This is a genomic window from Bacteroidota bacterium (assembly GCA_035506275.1).
In the GTDB taxonomy this organism is placed as follows: Bacteria; Bacteroidota; Ignavibacteria; order UBA10030; family UBA8401; genus JAGVPT01.
The window spans coordinates 41,111-66,850 of sequence record DATJPT010000007.1; the positions used below are offsets into that span (position 1 = coordinate 41,111).

Annotated in this window: 18 protein-coding genes; all 18 read right to left on the reverse strand. The window is 54.8% G+C overall.

All coding sequences use genetic code 11. From position 1 onward, the window contains the following. Positions 1–47 precede the first annotated feature (47 nt). Positions 48–962, reverse strand: coding sequence for a homoserine kinase (gene thrB, locus VMF88_05085; GenBank protein HTY10425.1), 915 nt, complete (start codon positions 960–962; stop codon positions 48–50). A 113-nt stretch (positions 963–1,075) separates the two neighbouring features. Next, entirely contained in the window at positions 1,076–2,230 is a 1,155-nt protein-coding gene (thrC, locus tag VMF88_05090) for a threonine synthase (GenBank protein HTY10426.1), read from the reverse strand. A gap of 381 nt (positions 2,231–2,611) precedes the next feature. Then, a complete protein-coding gene (locus VMF88_05095) occupies positions 2,612–4,006 on the reverse strand; it encodes an aspartate kinase (protein ID HTY10427.1) in 1,395 nt (464 codons plus the stop codon). A gap of 199 nt (positions 4,007–4,205) precedes the next feature. Continuing rightward, positions 4,206–5,279, reverse strand: coding sequence for a 3-isopropylmalate dehydrogenase (gene leuB, locus VMF88_05100; protein HTY10428.1), 1,074 nt, complete (start codon positions 5,277–5,279; stop codon positions 4,206–4,208). 54 nt (positions 5,280–5,333) lie between these two features. Further along, complete coding sequence (proC, locus tag VMF88_05105; GenBank protein HTY10429.1) at positions 5,334–6,221, reverse strand: pyrroline-5-carboxylate reductase; 888 nt, start codon at positions 6,219–6,221, stop codon at positions 5,334–5,336. A 1-nt stretch (position 6,222) separates the two neighbouring features. Continuing rightward, complete coding sequence (locus VMF88_05110; protein ID HTY10430.1) at positions 6,223–6,789, reverse strand: 3-isopropylmalate dehydratase; 567 nt, start codon at positions 6,787–6,789, stop codon at positions 6,223–6,225. A gap of 313 nt (positions 6,790–7,102) precedes the next feature. Continuing rightward, complete coding sequence (locus VMF88_05115; GenBank protein ID HTY10431.1) at positions 7,103–7,660, reverse strand: DNA-3-methyladenine glycosylase I; 558 nt, start codon at positions 7,658–7,660, stop codon at positions 7,103–7,105. Beyond that, positions 7,657–8,055, reverse strand: coding sequence for a RidA family protein (locus VMF88_05120; GenBank protein ID HTY10432.1), 399 nt, complete (start codon positions 8,053–8,055; stop codon positions 7,657–7,659). Before VMF88_05120 ends, VMF88_05115 begins: the two co-directional genes overlap by 4 nt. A gap of 3 nt (positions 8,056–8,058) precedes the next feature. After that, the gene (locus tag VMF88_05125) at positions 8,059–9,729 is read right to left on the reverse strand and encodes an amidase (GenBank protein HTY10433.1); all 1,671 of its coding nucleotides are present in this window, start codon (positions 9,727–9,729) and stop codon (positions 8,059–8,061) included. 78 nt (positions 9,730–9,807) lie between these two features. Continuing rightward, complete coding sequence (locus tag VMF88_05130) at positions 9,808–10,365, reverse strand: YbhB/YbcL family Raf kinase inhibitor-like protein (GenBank protein ID HTY10434.1); 558 nt, start codon at positions 10,363–10,365, stop codon at positions 9,808–9,810. A gap of 76 nt (positions 10,366–10,441) precedes the next feature. After that, positions 10,442–13,237: a phosphoenolpyruvate carboxylase gene (gene ppc, locus VMF88_05135; protein HTY10435.1), complete on the reverse strand. Its 2,796-nt coding sequence runs from the start codon at positions 13,235–13,237 to the stop codon at positions 10,442–10,444. A 307-nt stretch (positions 13,238–13,544) separates the two neighbouring features. Beyond that, a complete protein-coding gene (locus VMF88_05140; protein HTY10436.1) occupies positions 13,545–14,843 on the reverse strand; it encodes a 3-isopropylmalate dehydratase large subunit in 1,299 nt (432 codons plus the stop codon). A gap of 93 nt (positions 14,844–14,936) precedes the next feature. Further along, the gene (locus VMF88_05145) at positions 14,937–16,493 is read right to left on the reverse strand and encodes a 2-isopropylmalate synthase (protein HTY10437.1); all 1,557 of its coding nucleotides are present in this window, start codon (positions 16,491–16,493) and stop codon (positions 14,937–14,939) included. A gap of 146 nt (positions 16,494–16,639) precedes the next feature. Then, positions 16,640–17,656 carry a 3-deoxy-7-phosphoheptulonate synthase gene (gene aroF, locus VMF88_05150; GenBank protein HTY10438.1) on the reverse strand — a complete coding sequence of 339 codons (1,017 nt, stop codon included), beginning with the start codon at positions 17,654–17,656 and terminating at the stop codon, positions 16,640–16,642. Positions 17,657–17,712: 56 nt separating this feature from the next. After that, the gene (gene cimA / locus VMF88_05155; protein HTY10439.1) at positions 17,713–19,284 is read right to left on the reverse strand and encodes a citramalate synthase; all 1,572 of its coding nucleotides are present in this window, start codon (positions 19,282–19,284) and stop codon (positions 17,713–17,715) included. Positions 19,285–19,577: 293 nt separating this feature from the next. Next, a complete protein-coding gene (ilvC, locus tag VMF88_05160; protein HTY10440.1) occupies positions 19,578–20,639 on the reverse strand; it encodes a ketol-acid reductoisomerase in 1,062 nt (353 codons plus the stop codon). Positions 20,640–20,656: 17 nt separating this feature from the next. Beyond that, positions 20,657–25,207 carry a glutamate synthase large subunit gene (gene gltB, locus VMF88_05165; protein HTY10441.1) on the reverse strand — a complete coding sequence of 1,517 codons (4,551 nt, stop codon included), beginning with the start codon at positions 25,205–25,207 and terminating at the stop codon, positions 20,657–20,659. Beyond that, complete coding sequence (ilvN, locus tag VMF88_05170) at positions 25,204–25,740, reverse strand: acetolactate synthase small subunit (protein HTY10442.1); 537 nt, start codon at positions 25,738–25,740, stop codon at positions 25,204–25,206. The genes gltB and ilvN overlap by 4 nt, the downstream gene beginning before the upstream one ends.

A 25,740-nucleotide genomic window follows, 5' to 3' on the forward strand; every position in this document is an offset into this window, starting at 1 on the left:
TGAGCAAGATAGGGGATTTTTTAGAGTGAAACAAGGCGGCGGCTTTGTTACCCGACGACCCGCGCTCCTTCATTTTCAACGATCATCATTTCATACGACGAAGAAATTCCCTGCGAAGAAAATGCTTTGACCATTGCGGCGCCGATCTCTTTTTGATTCTTTGTGGCGAACGAAAAGACCGTCGGTCCCGAGCCGCTGATGTTGAACGAGAGCGCTCCGGCTGAGAGGGCCGCTTTCTTGACCTCGTCAAAGCCGGGAATCAATGTCGCGCGGTATTGTTCGTGCAGCTTGTCCCCTGTAACGAACCTCAGCGCCTCAAAATCCTCCTGGATGAACGACGCGATGAGCGACGCGACATTCTCGATGTTCACCACCGCATCTTTCAACGGCACTTCTTTTGGAAGGATCTGACGGGCTTGCTTTGTGAGGACTTGAAAATTCGGGCTGCACGCAACGACAGAAAGTTTCGCCGGAATTTTAACGCTGCGGCAGCGGACTTTTCCATTGTCGAAACAATTGATCGTCAATCCCCCCATCAGCGCCGCGGAAACATTGTCCGGGTGCCCTTCCACCGACACTGCGATGTTCAGCATTTCGCCGCGTGACATTTTCGTCTGAAGAAACTCGTCGGCGAGAACGATGCCGCCGGCTATTGCCGCGCCGCTTCCGCCGAGCCCGCCGCTTGCCGGGATCTCATTCTTAATGTGAAGACGGATGCCGCGCAATGATTTCTCATGGGAACTCCCCGCACACTTCGCCAGCGCAATCATTCCCTGGTAGACAAGGTTTGACTCATCTGTTGCAATATGTTCCTTGCCGTTTCCTTCAACAGAAATGCTGAGCGGCGCCCCTTCCCCATTCCCTTTCTCAACCGATAAATACAAGTACCGGTTCAGGGCAAGCCCAAGCGTGTCGAACCCTGGGCCGATGTTCGATGTTGATGCGGGAATCTTGATGTTCATAGGGGGCGTAGAAGTTCTTAGTCTTGTGTTCTTAGCTTTTAATTCTGAATCCTGTATTCTGTATTCTTAGTTCTTTATTGCTTACTTCTTACTCGATGCTCTCAACGTCGTGGCTACAAGAACTTTGCAACCTCGTTTATCGAGGGAGCAATCTCAACGGGCGGGTTCGAGCGGTTACCTTTTTTCCCGATATGATAGTCAACGATGATTTGCGGATCCTTCAAAATATTTCCTGTGAGAATTCCGACAACGGTTTCTTTCGGTTTGATCGTTCCGGCGCTGAGCAATTTCTTCAGCCCGGCCACGGTCGCGCACGAAGCCGGTTCGGCGCCAATGCCCGCTGCGTCGACGACTGATTTCGCGTCGAGGATCTCCTCGTCGGTGACGCTTTCCACGATGCCGTTCGTCCACCGCAGCGATCTGATCGCCTTTGTATAGTTCGCCGGGTTGCCGATCTTGATGGCTGTCGCGATGGTTTCAGCCTTCTGTGCTTTCAATTCCTTAAATCCATTCTTAAACGCCTGATAGAATGGGCTTGCCCCCTCCGCTTGAATCACCGCAAACCTCGGCATTTTTTCGATGAAGCCGAGCTGGTGCGCTTCGTGCAGCGCCTTGCCGAAAGCGCTCGTGTTGCCGAGATTCCCCCCGGGGAAGACGAACCAATCGGGGACTTTCCAATCAAGCTGCTGCAGCGTTTCCCAGATGATCGTCTTTTGCCCTTCAAGCCTGAACGGATTGATCGAGTTCAACGGATACGCCTGCAGTTTTTCCTGGGCCTCAAAGATGAGCCGCATACAGTCGTCGAAATCTCCGTTGACAACGAGCGTCTTCGTACCGTAAGCGAGCGCCTGTGAGATTTTCCCAACGGCGACATTCCCCTTCGGTATCAGGACCAAGCCGGTAATATCCGCCTCGGACGCATACGCCGCGAGCGAAGCGGATGTGTTCCCCGTCGAGGCACACACCACCGCTTTTTGACGAAGCCTCTTTGCCTGCGTTGTCGCTACAGTCATCCCCCGGTCTTTGAACGAACCGGTCGGATTCTCCCCCTCATGCTTCAGATAAAATCGTTTGAGACCCAGCCACGAGGAGATCTTTCTGTTTTGATAGAGTCGAGTGTTTCCTTCCTGCTTGGAAACGATCTCATTTTCTTTGGCAGAAGGAAGGACAATTTCATGGAAATGCCACACGCCGCCGGACGGCTGTCCGTGAAGTGTGGTATTCTTGCTGTCAAAATACTTTTTTGACAGTCGGAATTTCTTCTTCAATGCGGACAGATCATGCTCCACATCCAACAGATTACCGCAGGTGCATGTAAAGCGAACCTCAGTCAGCGGAAATTCTTTTCCGCAAGAGATACACTTGAGAAGAGAGGAGATCATTGAAGGAATAAAATTAAATTGGAAAATGTAAAGAGCAAAAATATATTGACAAAATTAAAAATCGCATGACGATACTTTTCCTTGTCTTGAATTCTACTTTGGAGCCTGGTTTTTTTTCAAAAATTAAAGGCCTGAAGAAGATAACGTTAAGGTGTAAAATGTAAAGAACAAAAGTATAACGAAAAAATTAAACATGGTGTAATGACATGTGCTCTCTCACTTTGAATTTTGATTTGTCTCTTTGCTCTTTGCAATTTGATTCTTCCTCTAGCGAGGTTCGAATGCGTCGTGAATTGCCTGAACGGCTTTGCGCACCTCCGCCTGTTCGACAACGAGCGAGATGTTCAATTCGGACGAACCCTGCGCAATAGCGACAATATTGACGTTCGCGTTGGCGACGGCGCTGAACGTTTTCCCCGCGATCCCGCGCATTCCCTTCATCCCCTCCCCGACCACCGCAACGATGGAGACATTTTCCTGCAATTTAATATCGTCGACGATCTTCTTGGCGATATCGACCTCAAATTCGCTCCGGAGCTCCGCCACGGCTTTTCCGCAGTCCTTTTGAGGAATGACAACACAGACATTGTGTTCCGAGGAGGCCTGCGAGATCATCATCACGTTGACGCGCACGCGGGCTAGGGCCGAGAAAATCCTCGCCGAAATTCCAGGCACTCCGACCATGCCGTTTCCTTCGATCGACACAAGACTGAGATTATCGATGGAGGTGATGTTCTTCACAAAACGCTCGATCGCCGAGGTCGTATGCGAGATCAATGTACCTGGATGCGACGGGTTGAAAGTGTTTTTGATCCTTATGGGAATATTTTTTTCGATGGCCGGCATCATCGTCTTTGGGTGAATCACCTTTGCGCCGAAGTACGACATCTCGGCGGCCTCCCGGTAGGAGATCTCGGACAAGACCTTTGCCCCTTTGACGTACCGCGGGTCGGCGGTCATCACTCCGTCCACGTCGGTCCAGATCCAGATCTCTTCGCTGTCGAGCGCCGCGCCGACGATCGAGCCGGTGTAGTCCGAGCCGCTGCGGCCGAGCGTCGTCGTCAGCCCGTCCTCGGTGCTGCCAATGAACCCTGTCACCACGGGAACAACATTCTTTCCCACCATCGGCTGCAGTGTCTTCCTGATATTCGCGTTGGTCACGGCAAAATCGACGGCCGCTTCGCCGAAGTGGCCGTCGGTGCGGACAAGCGTTCGGGCGTCGACGAACTCGGCGGTCATCTCATGGTCGCTCAGGATGGCCGCAAGCTGCAGGCACGAGAGGATCTCGCCGAACGAAGCGATCGCATCGAGCGACCGAACACTGAGTTCTTTCAATAGACTGACGCCGCGGTAGAGGTTCGCCAGTTCTTCGATGAGCTGCGATTGTCTATGGATCAGTTCTTTATGGCGGCCGGCATGCTTTAGCAGCGTATTTGCGACGTCGAGGTGTTTTTCCTTCAGCGCCTCAATGTTTTTCTTCACCCGATCGGTGTCGCGTTGCACGGCAAGCTGCGCGGTATCGAGGAGCATGTTCGTGACGCCGGCCATCGCCGAGGCGACAACAACAGGATGCTGCGGGAGATATGAATGAACGATCGTTGCAACCTCCTGGAGCCGCTGAAGGTCGCCGACCGATGTTCCGCCAAATTTCATTGTGATCATAATTAATCCATTCTAAAATAGGCCGCGAAGACGCACATTCACCAAAATGTTTTGTGTCTTAACGCCCTCGTGGCCCAAAATAAAAAAGCCTCGAGTGTTCTTCGAGGCTTCGTGGAGTTTTGAGAGAACAATTACACACACGAAAGCGCTCGGACGCGCGGCGTCGTCAGCGTGGTCGTAGTTATGGTCGTCGTTTGGGTCATGATGTCACGATCGCGGAACAAAGCCGCTCCGCCATTTCCTGAGTGCCGATTTTCTTTGAATTCTCTGTTACAATATCGGGAGTTCGATATCCATTATCAAGGACTTTTTCGATCGCCGATTCCACATCCTCCGCCTCTTTCTGGAGGTCGAACGAAAACCTGAGCATCAATGCCACCGATGCCACCGTAGCAAGCGGATTCGCCTTGTCCTGTCCGGCAATGTCCGGAGCGCTGCCGTGCACCGGTTCGTACAGCGCCACTTTACCCCCCAGGCTGGCCGACGCCAGCATGCCTATGGAGCCTGTCAGCATTGCCGCTTCATCGCTTAAAATATCGCCGAACATGTTTTCCGTAACGATAACGTCGAACTGACGGGGGTTTCGCACGAGCTGCATGGCGCAATTGTCAACATACATGTGCGAAAGTTCAACGTCCGGGTACTGCTGTGCAACTGAGACGACCGTTTTCCGCCAGAGCTGCGACGTTTCGAGGATGTTGGCCTTGTCAACCGAGCAGACTTTTTTTCTTCTCTTCCGGGCGATGTCAAACGCGCTTTTTGCGATGCGCTGAATTTCGGACTCCGCATAGACAAGCGTGTTGGTGGCCACGGGCTCCCCATTTTTTGTTTCGATCCCCCTCGGTGTCCCGAAATAGATTCCCCCCGTCAGCTCGCGAACAACCACAATATCGATCCCTTCGACAACTTCCCGCTTCAGCGCCGATGCGTTGAGCAGCGCAGAAAAGATCTTCGCCGGCCGGATGTTGGCATAGAGGCCGAGATTTTTCCGGAGCCCAAGCAGCGCCTGTTCAGGTTTGAGGTTCGGAGGATTATCGTCCCACTTCGGTCCGCCAACCGCGCCGAGCAGCACCGCATCGCTTGAGCGACAGCTTTTGAGCGTCTCATCGGGGAGCGGAATTCCGACGGCATCCAGCGCCGCTCCGCCGGCAAGCGCATGCTTGAACGTGAATTGATGCTTGTATTTTTTGGAAACGGCTTCTAAAACTTTTAGAGCTCCTCCGACCACTTCCTTTCCAATGCCATCGCCCGGTATGACCGTAATAGTATACAATGAGATCCTCTTTCCGTTTTCTTCTTTCTCTAAACTATCATTCTTAATTCATTACTACTTATTGATCATCTCGCTCAATTCTTTCGACCGCTTCGCCGCCGTGGCGACGGCGTTGATCAGCATCGAGCGAAGCCCGTGCGATTCAAGCTCGTGCACCGCGTTGATCGCGGTCCCCCCCGGCGTCGTGACCTGGTCGCGAAGGATGGCCGGGTGAAGATTCGATTCCTTGACGAGCTTTGCGGAACCGAGCACTGTTTGAATCGCAAGCTTTGTGGAGACGTCGCGCGGCAGCCCCATCTTCACGCCGCCGTCGATCAGCGCTTCGATCACCATATAGATGTAGGCAGGACCGCTGCCGCTCAGGCCGGTCACGGCGTCGAGCTGAGATTCATCGACAACGACGACCTCGCCGACCGCTTCAAAGATCGAAATGGCGATCCGCTGCTGCTCTTCAGTCACGAAACGTCCGAAAGAAACCGCCGTCGCTCCTTCATCGACGGTGGAGGCAATGTTCGGCATCGCCCGGACGATCGGATTGTTTTTCCCCGTCCGTGACAGGATCGAATCGATCGTCACCCCCGCCGCGATGGAGATCAGCATCTGGTCCTCGCGCAAGGCCGAATGGATCTCGTCGAGAACTTTGCCGATCGTGTACGGCTTCACACACAGCATGACAATGTCGGCAAACCGTGCCGCCTGGACGTTATCGAGGGTGTGATTGATCTTCCACTTCGTGCCGAGCTTTTCCAGTTTTGCGGAGTGAGTGCCGCTAGCGATGATCTTGTCGTGAGGGGCAAGTTTCGCGTTCAAGATTCCCCTCAGAAGGGATGTTCCCATGTTTCCAGCGCCGATGATCGCGATAGCCCGGTTGAGGCTTATCTTCTCCCCCCGGGTCGACGCTTCCTCGTTGGTCACAAAAGCCTGCTCCTTTTTTTGCTCCACGTTAGTGCTCCTTCAACATTCCTGATTGCCGCGCATAGGAAAAAATTCCGCCGGCACGGAGAATTCCTTCAATATCACCGAGCGGATTTAATTGATAGACAACCTGACGTGTCGTGTTTGTCAGGATCCCCTTCGCCGTGTCCAGCGAGAGCTCATCCCCGGTCTTAATCTCCTGATAGAGGTGTTTGCTTGTCTCAAACGGCGCGACGAAGCCGCCGTCGATCGAGTTTCGGTAGAATATCCGCGCGTACGATTCGGCCACCACCGCCTCGATGCCGGCGATGTTGAGCGCGACGGGCGCATGTTCCCGCGAAGAGCCGCAGCCAAAATTCTTTCCGCCGATGATGATCTTGTACTCGGACTGCCATTTTCCCTCTTTGATGAACGGAATATGTCCCGCCGGCAGCCCGGATGCTTCTATCGGGACGCCCGACAAGGCGAATTTTCCGTAGTTCTTCTTCTCCTCCGGATCATCCAGCTTATACACTAAATGAGCGGCCGGGATGATCTGGTCGGTGTCGATGTCGTTCCCCAGGACAAACGCTTTCCCTTTAATAATGTTTTTCATGGTACGGTGTTATTAGATGTGATTTGAAACCACCAAAACGCGATGGCAAGAATTTAAATTATGAAACGCTTGATTCCGTTTTTGATGCATGGGGCATAAATTTTTGGAAGCCTGGCCTGAGGCTGAGCATGAAAGCCACTCTTTTCATGCTCGTGAAAAAAAAACAAAATATTTTTTCCAGCAGCCCCGGTCCTATATTCCTGTGAACATCAAAACCCGCATGAACAATGCCGGCCGCAATCCTCTTTTCTTTCTCAGTTAAAGGGTGATAGATCATCTTCCCCGTTTCTTTAGTGTCCGCGCGCTTTCGTAATCACCTTTTTTTTCGAAAGCAGGACATTGTATGATCGTCAACCATGCCGGTGGCCTGCATGAACGCATAACAGATCGTCGATCCGACGAACCGGAATCCCCTTTTTTTTAGGTCGGCGCTCATGGCGTCGGATTCCCTTGTTTCCGGTTTGATGTCTTTTAGCCTCTTTGGTCTATTGTAAATTGTCTTCCCGCCGACAAACTGCCAGAGATACGCATCGAAGCTCCCAAATTCTTTCTGAACATCCAGAAACGCTTTGGCATTGCCGATCGTTGCGGCGACCTTAAGCCTGTTGCGAACGATCCCTTCGTCCTTGAGCAGCGATCTTATTTTTCTTTGATCGTACCTGGCGATCTTTTTCGCATCGAAATTATCGAATGCCTTCCTGTAATTTTCCCGCTTTCGCAGAATCGTTATCCAGCTCAAACCCGCCTGCGCCCCTTCGAGAATAAGCATCTCGAATAATTTCCGGTCGTCGTGGACAGGGACGCCCCATTCGTTGTCATGATATTCAATATAGAGCGGATCCGTACCGCTCCATGCACACCGTTCCTTCACTTTTTCTTCTTCCCGATAATCGCATCGGCTTCGATCTCGACCAGCATCTCCGGCGCGATGAGCCTGCGAACCTCGACCATGCTTGTCGCCGGCCGGATATTCTTGAAATATTCTCCGTGTGCTTTACCGATCTTCTCCCAGTCGGCGATATTGACGACAAACATCCGCGTGCGCACAACGTCCTGTAAACTTGCTCCGGCTTTCTTGAGCGCCGACTCGATATTCTTTATCGTCTGGACGGTCTGAGCGTACGGATCGCCGGCACCGATGATCTTCCCTTCCGCGTCCGTCGCCGTCGTGCCGGAGACATAGACCTTATTTCCGCTTCTGACGGCCCGTGAATAGCCGACGATCGGCTCCCACGGCGTTCCGCTGGCAATATTCTTCCGCTTCATGATTTACTCTTCAAGCTTCGGATGTTTGAGGTGAAAATCGGTCGCATCCTGGTACTGTTTCGCGACGGCAAGCAGCGTCGCTTCGTCGAACAGTTTTCCGAGAAAGGTGATGCTCGTCGGCGTCCCTTTCTTCGAGAAACCGTTCGGGACGACAACGCACGGATGCCCCGTCAGGTTCGTCAACAGCGAGTTATCGCCGTCGAACGGGGGCGCAACGATCACATCTACCTGGCCCATGAGCTTCGCCATATCCTGGATGGCGAGGTACCGCACGCGGTTCGCCTGGATGTATTCCACCGCGGGAATAAAGCGGGCGCTCCGGAAGATATTCGGCCACGAATCCTTGGCCTGCCGCGCGAGCATGCTGTCCCTTCCGCTCCTCGTCAGCTCGTCGAACGATGCCCCTGCTTCAGCGGTGAGAATGATCGACATGTCGTTAATCGGCAGCGACGGCAGCGTCACCGGTATCAGTTTTGCGCCCAATCTTTTCAGCACCGCAAACGACGAATCGTTGTTCTCCCGGTTCGTCTTCACGCTGTCGAAATCATTCTTCAGGTAACCGATCTTCAATGTGCTCAAGGAAATCTTTGGGCTGTAGTTGAACGGGACGTCGTACAGCGTCTGGTCTTTTCCGTCGGGACCATAAATGGCGTTGAACACCAGCGCGCAATCCTCGACCGTCCTGCAGATCGGCCCGATCTTATCCATCGACCAGGCAAGCGCCATCGCTCCGGTCCTGCTCACGCGCCCGTACGTCGGACGCAAACCGGTCGTCCCGCAAACGGTCGACGGGGAGACGATCGACCCCCATGTCTCCGTGCCGATGGCAAACGCGACCAATCCAGCGGATGTCGCGCATGCAGAACCGGCGGACGATCCGCTCGACCCTTCTTTATAGTTCCACGGATTGCGCGTCATTCCGCCGAACCAAACATCGTCCATCGCAAGCTCCCCCATCGAGAGTTTTGCGACAAGAACAGCCCCCGCATCTTCCAATCTCCTGACAACCGTTGCATCTTCATCGATCAATTGATTTCTGTATGGAGCTGCTCCCCATGTCGTCTTGTATGTCTTCGTCGCCAGCAGATCTTTGATGCCGAACGGAATTCCGTGAAGCGGTCCGCGGTATTTTCCTGCGGCGATCTCGGCATCCGCCTGTTTTGCCTGTCTCATCGCGAGGTCTTCGGTAAGCGTCACAATGCAAAGAAGCTTCGGGCCGTATCGCTTCAGCCGGTTCAGATACATCGTCGTCAACTGCAGCGACGTTACCTTCCTGGTGCGGATCAATTCCGCCAGCTGTCCGACAGAAGAGAAGGCGAGATTATCAAGATTCGCCGGGACGGCGACGGTGCCCGCCGGGCTCGCCATGAAGGGCCTTCGCAAAGATTCAAATTTCATTCCGACGGGGATCGGATTCAGCGCCAGCGCGGGGGGAACATTATTCGCGAGCGTGATCTTTCTGATGTTCTGGTAGTTCGTCAGCTGGTCCTTAAGGCCGTCGATCATCGAATCCCGCTTCGCATTCGTGAAGTTCAAACCGAATAATTTCTCCGCACTTGCAATGGCATCGCGCGTAATGGGGGACGAGGTCTTTTCCTCAACCAGGGCGCCTAAGAGAAAAAACGCGCAGCATGCAAACCCGGTGATCAAAATATATTTCGTTTGCCGATGCATATTCTCATTCCTTAAAGGTGTGACATGGAGAATAATGAATTAGATCTTCCTGACGGCAAAATCTCTCCTTCACCAATACTATCTTTTATAGGTTCCCATCAATTGCCCCTCTCCGAGAATGTGATGCTCCATGGCCTTCTGCAGCTGGGCTTTGGTCGCGCCGGTCTCCAGCGGGACATTCGCGTCGAGCGCATAGACCTTGAAAAAGTAACGATGCGTGCCCCCCGGCGGGCATGGACCGTCGTATCCAAGCTGACGCGAATCGTTCATTCCCTGCCGGGCGCCATTCTTGAGCGTCGAGTGCCGCGGCACGTTTTCCGAAAGCCCTTTTGTATCTGCCGGAAGGTTGAACAACACCCAATGGACCCACGTCCCGCGGGGGGCGTCGGGGTCGTCGGCGATGAGCGCAATACTCTTCGTGCCGCCCGGAATTCCCGACCATTCAAGCGGAGGGGAAATATTGTCGCCATCGCACGTGAATTTCTTCGGTATCGTTTCCCCCTCGTTGAACGCTGTGCTGCTGACTTTCATATTCATTGCCGAGTCTCCTTTCGCCGTGATCGCATCGCGGCTGAGATCTTGATTTGAGAAAAGCAAGACAAGGGCGAAACCGAAATACCTTGTTTTCACTCCCATTGCGTCCTCCGCAATTTCTCACGGCTTAATATCTTTCTGTTCAGGCAAAAAATCAATAACCGTCCACCGCGAACATCTATCCGGTGTTCCTGAGCCCCGCCGCGATCCCGTTAATACTCAGGAAAATCGCTTGTTCAAGCTCCTCCTGCGTTGGACGCGAAAGTTCTTTTCCGTGGAGCCTCCGCAAAAGTTCTATTTGGATGTAGCTCAACGGGTCTACATACGGGTTCCGGAGCTGGATCGACCGGAGCAGCATTTCGTTGTTCTCAAGAATTTCCTTTTGGTCTGTGACAAGCAGGATCATTTTTTCCGTTGTGTCGTGCTGCTCCCTGAGGAGACCGTAGATTCGTTCTCCCAAGTCTTTCGGCACGACAAGCGACGCATACTCTCTCGAAATCGTAAAATCCCCTTTCGCGAGGATCATCTGCATGTTGTCGATCAGCGAACGGAACGTCTGCCATCGGCGGTACATCTGCCGGAGCAACTTCAGTTTCTTCGGATCGGGCGCTGCGCTCTCGCCGAACAGGAATTTCTTCAATCCTTCCCCCGCTCCGAGCCATCCGGGCAGAACGTGGCGGCTCTGCATCCAGCCGAACGTCCACGGGATCGCCCGCAGGTCCTCGATCCGTTCGCTCGCCACGCGCTTGGCGGGACGCGAACCGATCTGCAGTTTCATGATCTCCTCGATCGGAGTCGCCTGGGCAAAATATTTCACGAAATCCTTTTCTTCGTAGACTGTGCGCCGGTATGCGGTGTAGCTGTGCTGCGCGATCTCGTCCATCGCCTCGAACCAGCGGGTCCGGTTCCTGTCGAACTCCGGGTCGAGATGCGCCTTCGGGATGTTACCCATCAGCATTGCCGACGTCGTCAGCTCGAGCGACCGCTGCGCGATCGCGGGATGAGCGTATTTCAGGGAAATAACTTCCCCCTGTTCCGTGATTTTTATTTTCGCATTGAGCGAATGCGCCGGCTGTGAAAGGATCGCTTCGTACTCAGGCCCGCCGCCGCGTCCCACGGTTCCCCCTCTGCCATGAAAGAAGATCCAATCGATGTCCGCAAGCTGTGAGATCTTCGTGAGATGCCGCTGCGCTTTGTAAAGAGACCAGTGCGAGCCGACAATTCCCCCCTCCTTCGTGCTGTCGGAGTAGCCGATCATGATCTCCTGACGCCGTCCGCGGCTTTCGAGATGACGGCGGTACGCCTGGTTGCGGTACAGGCGCTCCATTGTTTCCGGCGCCGCATCGAGGTCCTTCGTCGTTTCGAAAAGAGGGACAACATCGAGCGAACTCATACGGCGAGCCGCGTCGGCCGAGAAAAGGCCGGTACATTTCATCAAATACAAAACCTCCAGCACATCCGCAGCCGATTCGGTCATGCTGATGATATACGACCGGACGGCAAGTCCATCGATCTCCGTTTGCGCCCGCTTGACCTTCCGCAGAACAGCCAAGGTTTCCGCGCTGGCTGGCGCAAGCGTTGATTCGTTGAACGAGGGAACGCCGGGTCTCGATAATTCCTCGGTCAACCATTCTTCGCGCGCCTCGGCCGTCATCGCCGAATACTGGACGGAACGCTGCGACAACAATTCTGCGATGGTTTCGGTGTGGACGCTCCGATGCTGCCGGATATCGAGCGTCGCCAGATGGAAACCGAACGTCTCAACGTTGCGGATGAGATCTTTCAACAATCCATTCGCCTGAAGTTCCCCTTTGTGTGCGCGCAAACTCCTGTCGAGGATGTGAAGGTCGTCAAGAAGCTCGGATGAGGAATGATACATCAACTCCGCGTGGGAGGCGTCTCCGTCGGTGTAGTCGATCCTGAACTGCAGGCGGCGGTAAATGTACGCAAGCTTCACCCGGTAGACTTCATCGTCGTTGCGCACCTGGGCAGGTTTCTCCAGCATCGCTTTGTCGCTGCGTATGGACTGGAGCAACTCCTCGCTCCCGCCGACGACCTTCGACGACTCGCTCGACTCGACGAAAAGTTCGTCGACGGCATGCAGGTGCAATTCAAGAATCGTTTTCGCCTGCCGCTGCAGGGTCTTCCATGTTGCGTCCGCGGAAACGAACGGGTTGCCGTCCCGGTCCCCTCCGATCCACGAGCCGAACCTGATGAACGACGGAATGGGGGAGTTCCATTGCGGATAGACCGCCGCTGCAGCGCGCTCGAGATCCCGGTAAAATTTGGGGATCGTTCTATACAGCACGTTGCGGAAATAATAAAGCCCGTTGTACACCTCATCGAGAACGGAAATATTGTACGAGCGCGTTTCTTCCGTCTGCCAGAGGCTCGTGATGTGCCGTTTGATCTCGTGTTCCAGCGCTGATCGTTCGGCGGCGGTCGCGTTGTTGTGGTCAAATTCTTCGAGCAGCTTCCATATCCGCGAGTGCTTTTCGAGGATTGTCCTCCGTGCCGCTTCGGTGGGGTGAGCAGTAAAGACCGGCATGATCGAGAGGCGTGAAAAAAGCGCCGCGATGTCATCTTCCTTTACGCCGAGCTTTTTCAATTTCTCGAATGTGTCCTGCGAGGAGCCGGGATACCCGCTCCCGGGATGCTGCAGCAAATAACTCCGCTGCCGCTGAATGCGGTAATGCTGTTCTGCAGTGTTGGTGAGCTGGAAATATGCGGCGAACGCCCTCACAACCTTTGCCATGTCGGACGGATCCATTGCGCCGATCAGCCGCCGCATCGTCTGCTGGTGCGACGGATCGTACCGCTGGCGGAGCTGCTTTGACGTCTGCCTGATCTGCTCTTCCAGCTCGAACAGACGGCGGCCCTCCTGCTCTTCAATCACCTGGCCGAGCAGGTTGCCGAGCAGCCGGATATTCTTCCGGAGAGGTTCGTCCTGTTGTTTAGTGATGCGGCGAGGCATGATCGTTTAGACAGATGTACGGGATGAACGATGAGATAATTAAGAATTAAAAGGGAAAAAGGAAAAATTAAGGTGAAAGATCAAAACGGATGAATTTGGAATCCAGTACTTTAATGTTACCCTTTGCATTTTTAATTTTGACCTTGCTCTGGTCGGGGCGACATAGGGACAAAGCGCCGTGAAAATTAAAAATGAACGGGAGAAAATGAAAAACAAAACTCAGGCGTACGTCAGCCTGAGTATGAATAATTCCGCTGTCCAGCCTATGTAAGGTTCCGCCTACAGCACAACGGTCATCCACGATCCATCAGTTGAAGAATTGCTTCGGGTGCGTGATGACGCCCGTAAGCGCAGAGGCCGCAACGGTATACGGCGAGGCCAGATAGACCTGCGATTTCTTCGAGCCCATCCTTCCCGGAAAATTTCTGTTCGTCGAGGAGATGCAGACCTCGACGCCGTTCAACCGGCCGAAGGTATCGGACGGTCCGCCGAGACATGCGGCGCACGATGCGTCGCCGATCCTGCATCCCGCGTCTTCAAGCACCTGCCAGACGGTCTTGTCCTTCACTTTGGTCGCCTTCATCAAACGGGCAACCTCGGTCGTCGCCGGGACGATGAACGTATCGATCTTGACCTTCTCGCCGTACATCGTTTCAGCCGCCGCGATGAAATCGGTGATCCTCCCTCCGGTGCACGACCCGATGTAGGCGCGGTCGAGCTTTGTTCCCGCCACCTCGCTCACCTTCGCCTTATTGTCGGGCGAATGCGGTTTGGCGACAAGCGGTTCGATCTCTTTAACGTTGAATTTGTGGATGCTGTGGAACTTCGCATCGCCGTCGTTGAAGACGGTCTCGAATTTCACTTTCGAGCGGGCGCTGACGAAATCCGTCGTCGTCTTGTCGGGAGCGCACACGCCGTTTTTCCCGCCGGCCTCGATCACCATGTTGCACAGGGTCATCCGCGCTTCCATATCCATCCGGTCGATCGTGTCGCCGGCGAAATCCATTGCGCGGTACGTTGCACCGTCGACGCCGATCTTTCCGATCACGGCAAGGATCAGGTCCTTCGCCATCAGGTACGGCGGAAGCTCTCCTTCGAAAATGAACTTCATCGTTTCCGGAACTTTCACCCATAATTTTCCGGTGCCGAGAATGAACGCCGCATCGGTGTTGCCGATGCCGGTCGCAAATTCCCCGAACGCTCCGGCAGTGCAGGTGTGAGAATCGGTCCCGAACAGGACTTCTCCCGGGCGCGTGAATCCTTCCTCGGGCATCGCGATGTGACAGACCCCTTTATAGCGGGGAGTATGAACGTCGAAGAAATGCGGAAGGTTCTGCTCCTTCACAAAATCGCGGAGGATGTCGACGTTCCGGTGCGCATGGGTGTCGGCGGTGAAAATATAATGGTCGGGGATCACAACAACTTTCTCCCGGTCCCAGACCTTCGCACCGGCGCCGAATTCCCGTTTGAAGATCCCGAAGGTACCCGGTCCGCAGACGTCGTGCGTCATCAGCACGTCGACATCGACCCACACGTTGTCTCCGGGGTGCGCTTCCCTTTTCCCCGAGTGTTTTGCAAGAATCTTCTCTGTAATCGTCATGCCCATGGTATCAATGAACAGCTAACAATCAACAATTATCATGACTGTCGCCGTGCCCTTCCTATATTTTGTTCATTGTTCATTGTTGATTGTTGGCTGTCAAACCGCTGCCGATTCCGCTTTCATCTCTGCATTCTGCTGCCGCCGGAAGCGTGCCGTCGCCGCATGGTTGATGGCATTGAGATACGCCTTTACGCTTCCTGTGATCACGTCGGTGCTCGCTGAGCGTCCGTTGAAGACAAAACCGTCGATCGCGATCTTCACAAAGACCTCGCCGATCGCGTCGTGTCCCCACGAGACCGATTTGATCGAGTAATCGAGCAATTGACCGCTGATGCCGGTGATCCGCTCGATCGCGCGGTACGCTGCGTCGACCGGACCGTCGCCGGTCGCGGAGTCCTGCAGCGTTTCATCGTTACGCTTCAGTCCTACCATCGCCGTCGGAACGACGTTAAGTCCGCTCGTAACCTGGAGGTTCTCCAGTGTATAGAGGGATTTCATCGAAGAAATTTCGTCCTGCAGTATCGCGATGAGATCGTCGTCAAAGATCTCCTTCTTCTCGTCGGCGATTTTCGTGAAGAGCTTATAGACATCGTCAAGCTCCTCCTGCGTCAAGTCGTAGCCGAGTTCGATGTAACGCTGCTTCAACGCATGGCGCCCCGAGTGCTTGCCGAGCACCAGCGTGCTGTGCTTGATGCCGACGCTCTGAGGCGTCATGATCTCGTAGGTGATGGAATTTTTCAGCATTCCGTCTTGATGAATTCCCGCTTCGTGCGCGAAGGCATTTTCGCCGACCACTGCTTTATTGCGCTGGATATGCATGCCGGTGAGGGTCGTAAGGAGCCGGCTGGCCTTGAAAATCTCTTCCGTATTGATATTCGTTTGGACGCCCATCTTCTCATGGCGCGTACGGATCGCCATCGCGATCTCTTCCAGCGAGGCGTTGCCCGCTCTCTCGCCGATCCCGTTGATCGTACATTCCACCTGGCGCGCACCGTTGAGCACTCCCGAAAGCGAGTTGGCGACGGCAAGACCGAGGTCGTCGTGGCAATGGACGCTGACGGTCGCCTTGCCGATGTTCGGCACACGCTCGATGATCGTCCGGATCATTTTTCCGTATTCATCGGGAATCGCGTACCCAACCGTGTCGGGGATGTTAACGACCGTTGCCCCCTCGGCGATCACCGCTTCAAGAACCTGGCAGATATAATTGATGTCCGTGCGCGAACCGTCCTCGCAGGAAAATTCAACGTCCTCGCAGTACGATTTCGCGCGGCGGACCGCATTTACTGCATCTTCGAGAACCTGCTCGCGGGTTTTTTTAAGCTTGTAGGTAAGGTGGATGTCCGAGGTTGCGATGAAAGTGTGGATGCGGGGTCTTGCGGCGTGCTGAATCGCCTGCCAGGCGCGGTCGATATCGGCGGTGGTCGCTCTGCTCAAAGCTGCTACCGAACAGCCGCGTACCTGCTTGGCAATTTCCCGTACCGATTCGAAGTCACCTTCGGAGGCGACAGGAAATCCCGCTTCGATGACATCAACTTGTAATCGCTCAAGTTGGCGTGCCATGCGGATCTTTTCTTCAAAATTCATGCTGCAGCCGGGAGACTGCTCGCCGTCGCGTAATGTCGTGTCGAATATGTAGACTCTGTTGTTCATAGTATCCTCTGTGTGTACTGTCGAGAGTGTGGAAAATGATAAGTAGAATACAGGAGACAGGAGACAAACAATCTGACATTCTGTTACTGTTTATTGCTTACTGCTCACTGCTTTCTGTATTCTGTCTCCTGTCTTCTGCTTTTAAACTACAAATGCTTTCCCTCCAGCGGCAAATATTTCTTCACGTCTTCCATTAATTTTTCAAATTGTTTCGGCATCAATGATTGCGCTCCGTCAGAGTATGCTTCTTCGGGATTTGGGTGTACTTCAATGATCAAGCCGTCCGCGCCGACGGCGACCGCCGCTTTCGAAACCGGATGAATGAGACTTCTCACGCCCGTTCCATGGCTCGGGTCGACGATCACCGGCAAGTGGCTCAGTTCTTTCAGCGCGGGAACGGCGGAGAGGTCGCACGTATTGCGTGTGTAGTCCTCGAACGTCCGGATCCCCCGCTCGCACAGGACAACGTTATAATTTCCCTGCGACATGATATACTCCGCGGACATCAGCAATTCCTTCACCGTGCTTGACATACCCCGTTTCAGGAGGACCGGTTTCCTGATGCGTCCGACCTCTTTGAGCAGGGCGAAATTCTGCATGTTGCGCGCGCCGATCTGCAGCATGTCGGCGTATTCCGTCACGAGCGGAACGTCCGTCGGCGTAATCACCTCGGTGACGAACGGCATTCCGGTTTTCTCGCGCGCCTCAGCGAGGAGCTTCAATCCTTCTTCTTCCAACCCTTGAAAACTGTACGGCGAGGTCCGCGGCTTGAACGCGCCGCCGCGAAGCACCTGCGCCCCGGCTTTCTTGACCACCTCGGCGCTCTTGAGAATCTGCTCCCGCGTTTCGACCGAGCAGGGTCCCGCCATCACCACAAACTGCGGACCGCCGACCGAATACTTTCCCACCTTGACGACCGTTTTCTCCTTCCGCATCTCCTTGCTGGCGAGCTTGAACGGTTTCAAAATCGGCATCACGCTTTCGACGCCCGGAGCGACTTCAAGCGACTGCAGCCGTGTCTTCCCGCGTTCGTCGCCGATGCACCCGATAACCGTTCGTTCCGTTCCTACGATAGGATGCGGCTGAAAACCGAACTCCTTGACTTTTTCAATAATGTGGTTGAACTCGGCCTTCGTCGCGCCGGGTTTCATGACGATGATCATGCTGTCTGTTTCCTGTTCTGGATTTCAATGAATGAACCCGAATTATACATCAAAATTTATCTCTCACTTTTCAACAAATGAAAACTCAAACTGTCGACGAGCGCCTTCCAGCTTGCTTCGATGACATCCGGCGAAACGCCGACCGTGTTCCACGAAGCGCTGCCGTTCTGTGTTTCGATCAGAACGCGAACCTTCGCCGCCGTAGCGCTTTTGCTGTCGAGCACCCGCACTTTGTAGTCGGTGAGCTTGATCTGAGACAGTTGCGGATAGAAGCGCCCGAGCGCTTTCCGCAAAGCCTGGTCCAGGGCGTTCACGGGCCCGTTTCCCTCGGCAGCGGCAAGTTCGGACTTATCTCCCACGCGCACTTTGATGATAGCCTCCGAGTGCGGCTGGGCTTCGTATGATTCCTTGTGAATAATGACCTTGAACCCTTCCAGCTCGAAGAATTCCTTGAACTCTTTCGTCCTTTTTTTTACGAGGAGCTCGAACGACCCTTCGGCATCTTCGTACTGGTAGCCGTAATGTTCCATCTCTTTGAGATCGTCGACGATGTGCTGCACGGTCGGCGACTTGTCGTCGATGTCGATCCCGAGCTCCTTTGCCTTGTAGAGAACGTTGCTCCGTCCCGACAGGTCGGAGACAAGTACGCGGCGGACGTTGCCGACATTTTCCGGCTTCGTATGCTCATACGTTTCCGGAGTTTTCATCACGGCGCTGACATGCACTCCCCCTTTATGCGCAAAGGCGCTCTCACCGACGTAGGCAAGACTTTTTCTGTGTGTCAGGTTTGCGAGCTCGCTGATGTAATGCGACAGTTCCGTCAGTGTTTTCAATTGTTCATCTTCAACGCAACGATACTGCAGTTTCAACTGCAAATTCGGAATGATCGAACAGAGGTTTGCATTGCCGCACCGCTCGCCGTAGCCGTTGATTGTCCCTTGCACATGCACGCACCCGTTCTGAATTGCGGCGATGGTGTTCGCAACGGCAACTTCCGAATCGTTATGGGTATGGATGCCGAGAGGACACTTCACCTTGGCTTTCACTTCCCGCACGATGGAAGAAAGTTCATCGGGAAGCGTTCCGCCGTTGGTATCGCAGAGGACGATCACGTCCGCGCCGGCCTTCTCGGCAGCGTTCAGCGTTTTGAGAGCGTATCCTTTGTCCGATTTATATCCGTCAAAAAAATGCTCGGCGTCGTAGACGATCTCTTTGCCGTTCTTTTTGAGATAGCGGACGGTATCTTCGATGATCTCCAGGTTCTCGACATCGGAAATTTGGAGAGCGGCTTTCACGTGAAGGAGCCAAGTTTTTCCGAAGATCGTCACGACGGGCGTTTGAGCATCGAGGAGCGCTTTGATATTGGCATCTTCATGCACCGGGTTCTTTGCGCGGCGCGTGCTGCCGAACGCGGCGAGCTTTGCATGTGCGAAACGAACCTTCTTCGCCAGCTCAAAGAACTCCATATCCTTCGGGTTCGATCCCGGCCAGCCTCCTTCGATATAGTCGATACCGAACGCATCAAGCCGCTTCGCGATCTTCACCTTGTCGTCGGCGGAGAATGCCACTTCTTCCCCCTGCGTCCCATCGCGAAGGGTCGTGTCGTATGTGAAGATCTTCTGATTCATGATAAGCCCCGGAAAAGAAAATTAAAGATGAAGGATGAAAAATTGAAAATTTATGATCTAAAAATTTCTTCCCGTAATAAGGTTTTTAATTTCTGATTCTTGATTACGAGAAGCTATCTCAAAAATAAGATGAGATTGACCCTTCGACGCGTTCGCTCCGCTCACTTGCTCCCCAAAGGACCCCTTCGGGGAGTAAGCGATCCCACTCGAAGAGCTGGAGAGAGCATCGTCAACGCCCCTGCGGGTCGCAAGCCCGTCGGGAAGGATGAAGTGACATATTTTTGAGATAGCTTCTAATTGCCCTTCTTCCAGTTTTCCGGCCTCAGGCTTCGCACGGCGTCGCCGGTTTTCCACATTTCGGAGTTCTTCCACTCGTCCAATTCCTTCGTCAGCTTCTCGCGGTAATCAGGAGCGCCGCACGTTTCAAGGACTCTCCGTGTTTCGACTCCTTGTTGCACATCCCGGTATAAAAGCTCGAACAGTGGTTTGTTGACCGCTTCGAATTTCTTCGACCAATCGAGAGCTCCCCGTTGAGCCGTGGTGCTGCATGCGGCGAACATCCAGTCCATCCCATGAGCGCCGACGAGAGGATACAGACTCTGCGTCGCTTCTTCGACCGTCTCGTTGAACGCTTCGCTCGGCGTGTGCCCCATCGCGCGAAGCACGTCGTACTGTGCCTTCATAATTCCCGCGATCGCTCCCATCAACACGCCCCGCTCTCCCGTGAGGTCGCTGATCACTTCCTTCTCGAACGTCGTCGGGAACAAATAACCCGATCCGATGGCGATCCCGCAGGCAATCGCGCGTTCGCGCGCGTGCCCCGTCGCATCCTGATAGACGGCAAAGCTCGCGTTGATGCCGCTTCCGGCAAGATAGTTGGAGCGGACAGTTCTCCCCGAGCCCTTCGGCGCGACAAGCACCACGTCGACGTCGGACGGCGGAATGACGTTCGTCTGATCCTTAAAGACGATCGAGAAGCCGTGAGAAAAATAGAGCGCCTGTCCCTTTTTCAGATGCTTCTTGACGATCGGCCACTGCTCTTTCTGCCCTGCGTCGGAAAGGAGATATTGAATGATCGTGGCTTTGTCGACGGCCTCTTCGATCTTCGAAAAAAGGTTCTTCCCTTCCACCCAGCCGTCCTTCAACGCGTCGTCCCACCCCTTGCCCCCTTTCCGCTGGCCGACGACAACATTGATGCCCGCATCGCGCATGTTCAGCGATTGTCCGTACCCCTGCGGACCGTAGCCGAGAATTGCGACGACTTCGTTCTTCAAGACTTCTTTTGCTTTTGAAAGCGGAAATTCTTCCCGGGTAACGACTTCTTCTTTGACTCCGCCGAAATTTATTGTTGCCATAGGTAGCTGCCTTTTCCTTATTTTTTCTGTTCTAGTGTTGCTTCCACATCCTGGTCTTTTGATACATCAAGCGCTTTGTTCACTTCGGAAATTTTCTGCTGGCTCGAGAACGGCGTCACCTTCCAGAACATGTAGGAATATTCCTGCCAGCCGTTCAAAATTTCACGCGCTCGCTGGCTGTCGGTCTGCTCCAGATGGCGATAAATCGTCGCCTGCAAAAATTTTATGTCCTTCTCGTTGTCCAGACGGCTGATGCCGATCAGCTGTTTGTTGTACCGCTCTTTGAAATTTCCGTCGGCATCGAAGACGTACGCAACCCCTCCGGTCATCCCGGCGCCGAAATTCTTCCCCGTGCTGCCGAGGACGACGACGGTGCCGTTCGTCATGTATTCGCAGCCGTGATCGCCCACTCCCTCAACCACCGCCAGCGCCCCGCTGTTGCGCACGCAGAAGCGCTCGCCAGCCCGTCCGCTGGCATAGAGCGAGCCGCCCGTGGCACCGTACAACACGGTATTACCGATGATGACGTCCTGCGCTGCCGTTGCCCTGCCGAACGGGGGCATGATCGTGATTTCCCCGCCGCACATCCCTTTGCCGACATAATCGTTCGCTTCGCCGACGAGGATCATCCGGATGCCGTTCACAAGGAACGCGCCGAAGCTTTGACCGGCGCTTCCGTTGAACCGGAGCTCGATCGTCCCGTCCGGCAATCCTTTGTCCCCGTAAAGGTACGCAAGCTCGCCGGCAAGCTTGGTGCCGACCGAACGGTTGGTGTTGTTGATCTTGTAATTCTTAACGACCGAACTCTTCTCCCGGATCGATTCCTTTACGTCGAGAAGGATGGTATCGTCGAGAGGCGAGTCGGATTTCTCCTTGCGGGGCTCGATCCGCTGGCGTTGTTTGCTTCGCGTATCGCGCGGGGAGAGGATTGCGGAAAGGTCGACCGTATTCGCCTTGGGATGATTCTCCACCTTCACCTGGGTGAGCAGATCGGTACGTCCGATGACCTCGTTGACGGACGTGAAACCGAGTGACGCCAGGATCTCCCGCACTTCGTTCGCCACGGCCGTAAAATAATTGATCAGCATTTCCGGTTTGCCGTCGAAGCGGGTGCGGAGCTGCTCGTCCTGCGTCGCGATGCCGACCGGGCAGGTGTTGAGATGGCATTGACGCACGTACCGGCAGCCGATCGCGATCAGTGTCGCCGTGCCGAAATTAAATTGTTCTGCGCCAAGCATCGCTCCGATCACAATATCCCGCCCTGTTTTCATCCCGCCGTCGGTCCGCAGCGTGACGCGGCTTCGCAGACCGTTCAGCACGAGGACCTGCTGGGCTTCGGCGACGCCGAGTTCCCAGCTGCTGCCGCAATTCTTCACCGAACTCAATGGCGATGCGCCCGTTCCCCCTTCATGACCGCTGATAAGGATGACATCCGCATGAGCTTTCGCAACGCCGGCTGCGATGGTTCCGACGCCGGCTTCCGAAACAAGCTTCACGCAGATCTTAGCGCGCGGGTTGACCTGCTTCAGATCGTAGATCAGCTGCGCAAGGTCTTCTATACTATAAATGTCGTGGTGCGGGGGGGGCGAGATCAATTGGACGCCGGGCGTCGCGCGCCGCAGCCGCGCGATCAATTCGGATACTTTGTGTCCGGGAAGCTGCCCCCCTTCTCCCGGCTTCGACCCCTGCGCCATCTTGATCTCGATTTCTTTTGCATTCACAAGATATTCGGCCGTCACTCCGAAACGCGCCGATGCAATTTGTTTGATGGCGCTGTTTGCAGAATCGCCGTTGGGACGGACGCGGAACCGGGACGGATCTTCTCCGCCCTCCCCGGTGTTGCTCTTGCCCCCGATGCGGTTCATCGCGATCGCGATGGTCTCATGCGCTTCCGGAGACAGGGAGCCGAGCGACATCGCCGCCGTGGTGAATCGCTTCATGATGTCTTCGGCAGGCTCTACGTCTCTCAACGGTATCGGCTGTTTCCCCGACTTGAACGCCATCAGATCTTTCAGCGCAACCGGATCGTGCTCGTTCAATGCGCGGGAGAGATGTTTGTAATCTTCCTGGCTTCCCGATTTTCTCAGCAGCTGCATTGCGCGCAGCGCATCCGGAGACCAGGCGTGCAGCTCGCCGGTCTTCTTAAAGCGGTAGATCCCCTGATCGGTCAGTTTCGCGTCCGGCTGACCGTAGGCCGATGCATGCCGGGTCAGCGCCTCGCCGATGATCTCTTTCAATCCGATGCCGCCGATCCGCGAAGGGGTATTGGTGAAGTATGCATCGATCACTTCCTTGCCGACGCCGATCGCCTCGAAAATTTGAGCACCGCGATAGCTTCCCAGCAGGGAGATTCCCATCTTCGACATGATCTTCAGGATGCCGCTTTCGACCGCAACCTTGAAATTCTTGAACGCCGTTTCAAGCGTGAGCGATTTGTCGGCGCGGACATCGACGAGGCGGCGGATCGTTTCCAACGCGAGGTAGGGGTTGATCGCATTCACGCCGTACCCGATGAGCGTCGCGAAATGGTGGATGTCCCTCGGCTCGGCGGTCTCGGTCACGACGCTTAATCGTAAACGCTTGTTCTTCCTGATCAGGTGATTGTGAACCGCGCCGGTCGCAAGCAGCATCGGGAGGGGAACATTTTTTTCATCAACCCCTCGGTCGCTCAGCACGACAAGGTATTTCCCTTCGTCGGCGGCGCGCTCTGCTTCGGCGCACAATTCTTCCAGTCTTTTTTCCGCACCGGTCAATCCCTCTGAAAGCGGGAACAGCGTTGTGAGGGTTACGGACTGAAACGCTTCGTCTTCGAGCGAACGGAGCGCCTCGAGTTCATAGTCGAACAAGAACGGACTGTTGATCTGAACTTGCTTTGCATGCTCGGGCGTCTCTCCGAACCAGTTTCGCCGGAGCCCGAGTTTGCCCGTCAGCGACATCACCAATTTTTCCCTGATCGGATCGATCGGCGGGTTCGTCACCTGGGCGAATTGCTGTTTGAAGTAAGAAGAGAGCAATTTCGGCTGGCGCGAAAGAACGGCGAGCGGCGCGTCGTCCCCCATCGAACCGACCGGCTCCTTCCCTTCCTCGATCATCGGCGGAAAAATGAGCCCGAGCTCTTCGTAACTGTAGCCGAAGCAGAGCTGCAGGCGGAGAATTTCTTCGGGCGTCAGCTGCACTTTCGATGAAAGCGCCGGATGGACATGTTCCTGCATCCGCACAAGATTTTCCGACACCCATTTTGCGTACGGCCGCTCGGCCGCGAGTTCGCGCTTGATATCGAGGTCCTTCAGCAGCACACCCCGCTCCGTGTCGACCGCGATCATCTGTCCGGGTCCAAGCCTCCCCTTCTTCACAACGGTCGCATCGTCCATGTCGACGGGACCGACCTCGGAGCCGACAACGATCAATCCGTCGCTCGTAATCTTGTAGCGGCACGGACGGAGTCCGTTGCGGTCGAGCGATGCCGCGACGGTCACGCCGTCGCTGAAGATCAGTGCGGCCGGTCCATCCCACGGCTCGCTGAAGCACTCGTGGTATTCGAAGAATGCGCGGACCGCAGGGTCCACCCGGTGCGAGGAACTCCAGGCCTCGGGGACCAGCATCAGCATCGAATGAAGTATTCCTCTTCCGGATAACGTCAGCGCTTCGAGAGCGTTGTCGACGTTCGCCGAGTCGCTCGCATTCGGCTGGAGAATCGGCTTCAGGAATTCGACGTCGTCCCTCCAGAACGGCGATTCCAGTTCGGCCTCGCGCGCCCTCGTCCAGTTTCTGTTCCCCTGGATCGTGTTGATCTCGCCGTTGTGTCCGAGCATGCGGAACGGATGTGCGAGCTCCCACCGCGGAAACGTGTTCGTGCTGAAGCGCTGGTGGAAGATCGCGAGCGCCGTTTCGTACTCGGGGGACTGCAGGTCGAGGTAAAACCTGTCGAGCGCCAGCGGGGTAATCAGCCCTTTATAGACGATGGTCCGGCTTGAGAACGAGGATGCGTAAAAGTTGTCGATGGACGCTTTCTTCATCTCCCGCTCTATCTCCCGCCGGGTAATATAGAGCGCCCGCTCAAATTCCGCGGCGTTCAGGTGCTGCGGTTTTCCGATCAGAATTTGACGGATGTTCGGCTGTGTTGCCGCGGCCTTGTCGCCAAGGTATGAAGAATCGGTCGGCACGATGCGCCAGCCCAGGAATCGGAGCTCCCGTTTTTCAATGACCGATTCGACGATCGTTTTGCACGGCGTGAACGAATGCTCTGTTGTGTGCGGCATGAACAACATTCCGACCGCAAGCTCGGACTCGCTTTTTATTTGCGAGGACAGCTCCGGAACCGCGGAGAAGAAGAATTTTGCAGGAAGCTGCGTCAGGATCCCGGACCCGTCCCCCGTCTGCGCGTCCGCATCGACGGCTCCGCGGTGTGTGACGTTGCAGGCGGCCTTCAATGCCCGCTTGAGGATCTTGTTGCTCTTCGCGCCGGAAATATCCGCAACGAACCCCGTGCCGCACGCGTCGTGCTCGAAGCGAGGATCGTATAACGGAAAGTCTTTGCGGAGGTCTGTTTCGTCCGAGGGTTTCTTCAATCTACTTCTCCTTGGAATTCACGTTTCAAAGCAACTCTCCCGGTGCGCGCCATCTCTTTGATGACGAAGGGTTTCAGCATTTTGATGATCGCATCGATCTTCTGCTGGCTCCCAACAGCTTCAACGGTGACTGTCTTTGGACTGATATCGATTATTTTTGCCCGGAAAATTTCCGCGATCTGCATGATCTCTGACCGCGTTTCGGGCGTCGTCTGTACCTTGATGAGCGCAAGATCGCGTTCGACGTAGCTCTCGTACGTCAAGTCGATGACCTTCAGCGTGTCGATGAGCTTGTTGAGCTGTTTGATGATCTGCTCGATGATGTTGTCGTCCCCTTGCGTTACGATCGTCATCCGCGAAACCGAATCGTCCTCAGTCGGACCGACGGTCAGGCTGTCGATATTGTATCCTTTCGCAGAGAACAATCCCGCGATGCGGTTGAAGGCTCCGAACTTATTCTCGACGAGAAGAGAGATCGTATGCTTTCGGGCTTCGGGTGCGGCCGTTTCCTCTTTTTCAGCGACAAGTGTCAT

Excerpts from the sequence above, each read along its gene's own strand:
- aroF (HTY10438.1), bottom strand. The coding sequence starts at position 17,656 with ATGATCATCGTCATGAAACCCGGCGCGACGAAGGCCGAGTTCAACCAC.
- VMF88_05120 (HTY10432.1), bottom strand. The coding sequence starts at position 8,055 with ATGAAGCGGAAGAATATTGCCAGCGGAACGCCGTGGGAGCCGATCGTC.
- VMF88_05140 (HTY10436.1), bottom strand. The coding sequence starts at position 14,843 with ATGGGCATGACGATTACAGAGAAGATTCTTGCAAAACACTCGGGGAAA.
- ilvN (HTY10442.1), bottom strand. The coding sequence starts at position 25,740 with ATGACACTTGTCGCTGAAAAAGAGGAAACGGCCGCACCCGAAGCCCGA.
- VMF88_05095 (HTY10427.1), bottom strand. The coding sequence starts at position 4,006 with ATGATCACAATGAAATTTGGCGGAACATCGGTCGGCGACCTTCAGCGG.
- ppc (HTY10435.1), bottom strand. The coding sequence starts at position 13,237 with ATGCCTCGCCGCATCACTAAACAACAGGACGAACCTCTCCGGAAGAAT.
- VMF88_05125 (HTY10433.1), bottom strand. The coding sequence starts at position 9,729 with ATGCATCGGCAAACGAAATATATTTTGATCACCGGGTTTGCATGCTGC.
- thrB (HTY10425.1), bottom strand. The coding sequence starts at position 962 with ATGAACATCAAGATTCCCGCATCAACATCGAACATCGGCCCAGGGTTC.
- VMF88_05130 (HTY10434.1), bottom strand. The coding sequence starts at position 10,365 with ATGGGAGTGAAAACAAGGTATTTCGGTTTCGCCCTTGTCTTGCTTTTC.
- cimA (HTY10439.1), bottom strand. The coding sequence starts at position 19,284 with ATGAATCAGAAGATCTTCACATACGACACGACCCTTCGCGATGGGACG.
- ilvC (HTY10440.1), bottom strand. The coding sequence starts at position 20,639 with ATGGCAACAATAAATTTCGGCGGAGTCAAAGAAGAAGTCGTTACCCGG.
- VMF88_05110 (HTY10430.1), bottom strand. The coding sequence starts at position 6,789 with ATGAAAAACATTATTAAAGGGAAAGCGTTTGTCCTGGGGAACGACATC.
- VMF88_05145 (HTY10437.1), bottom strand. The coding sequence starts at position 16,493 with ATGAACAACAGAGTCTACATATTCGACACGACATTACGCGACGGCGAG.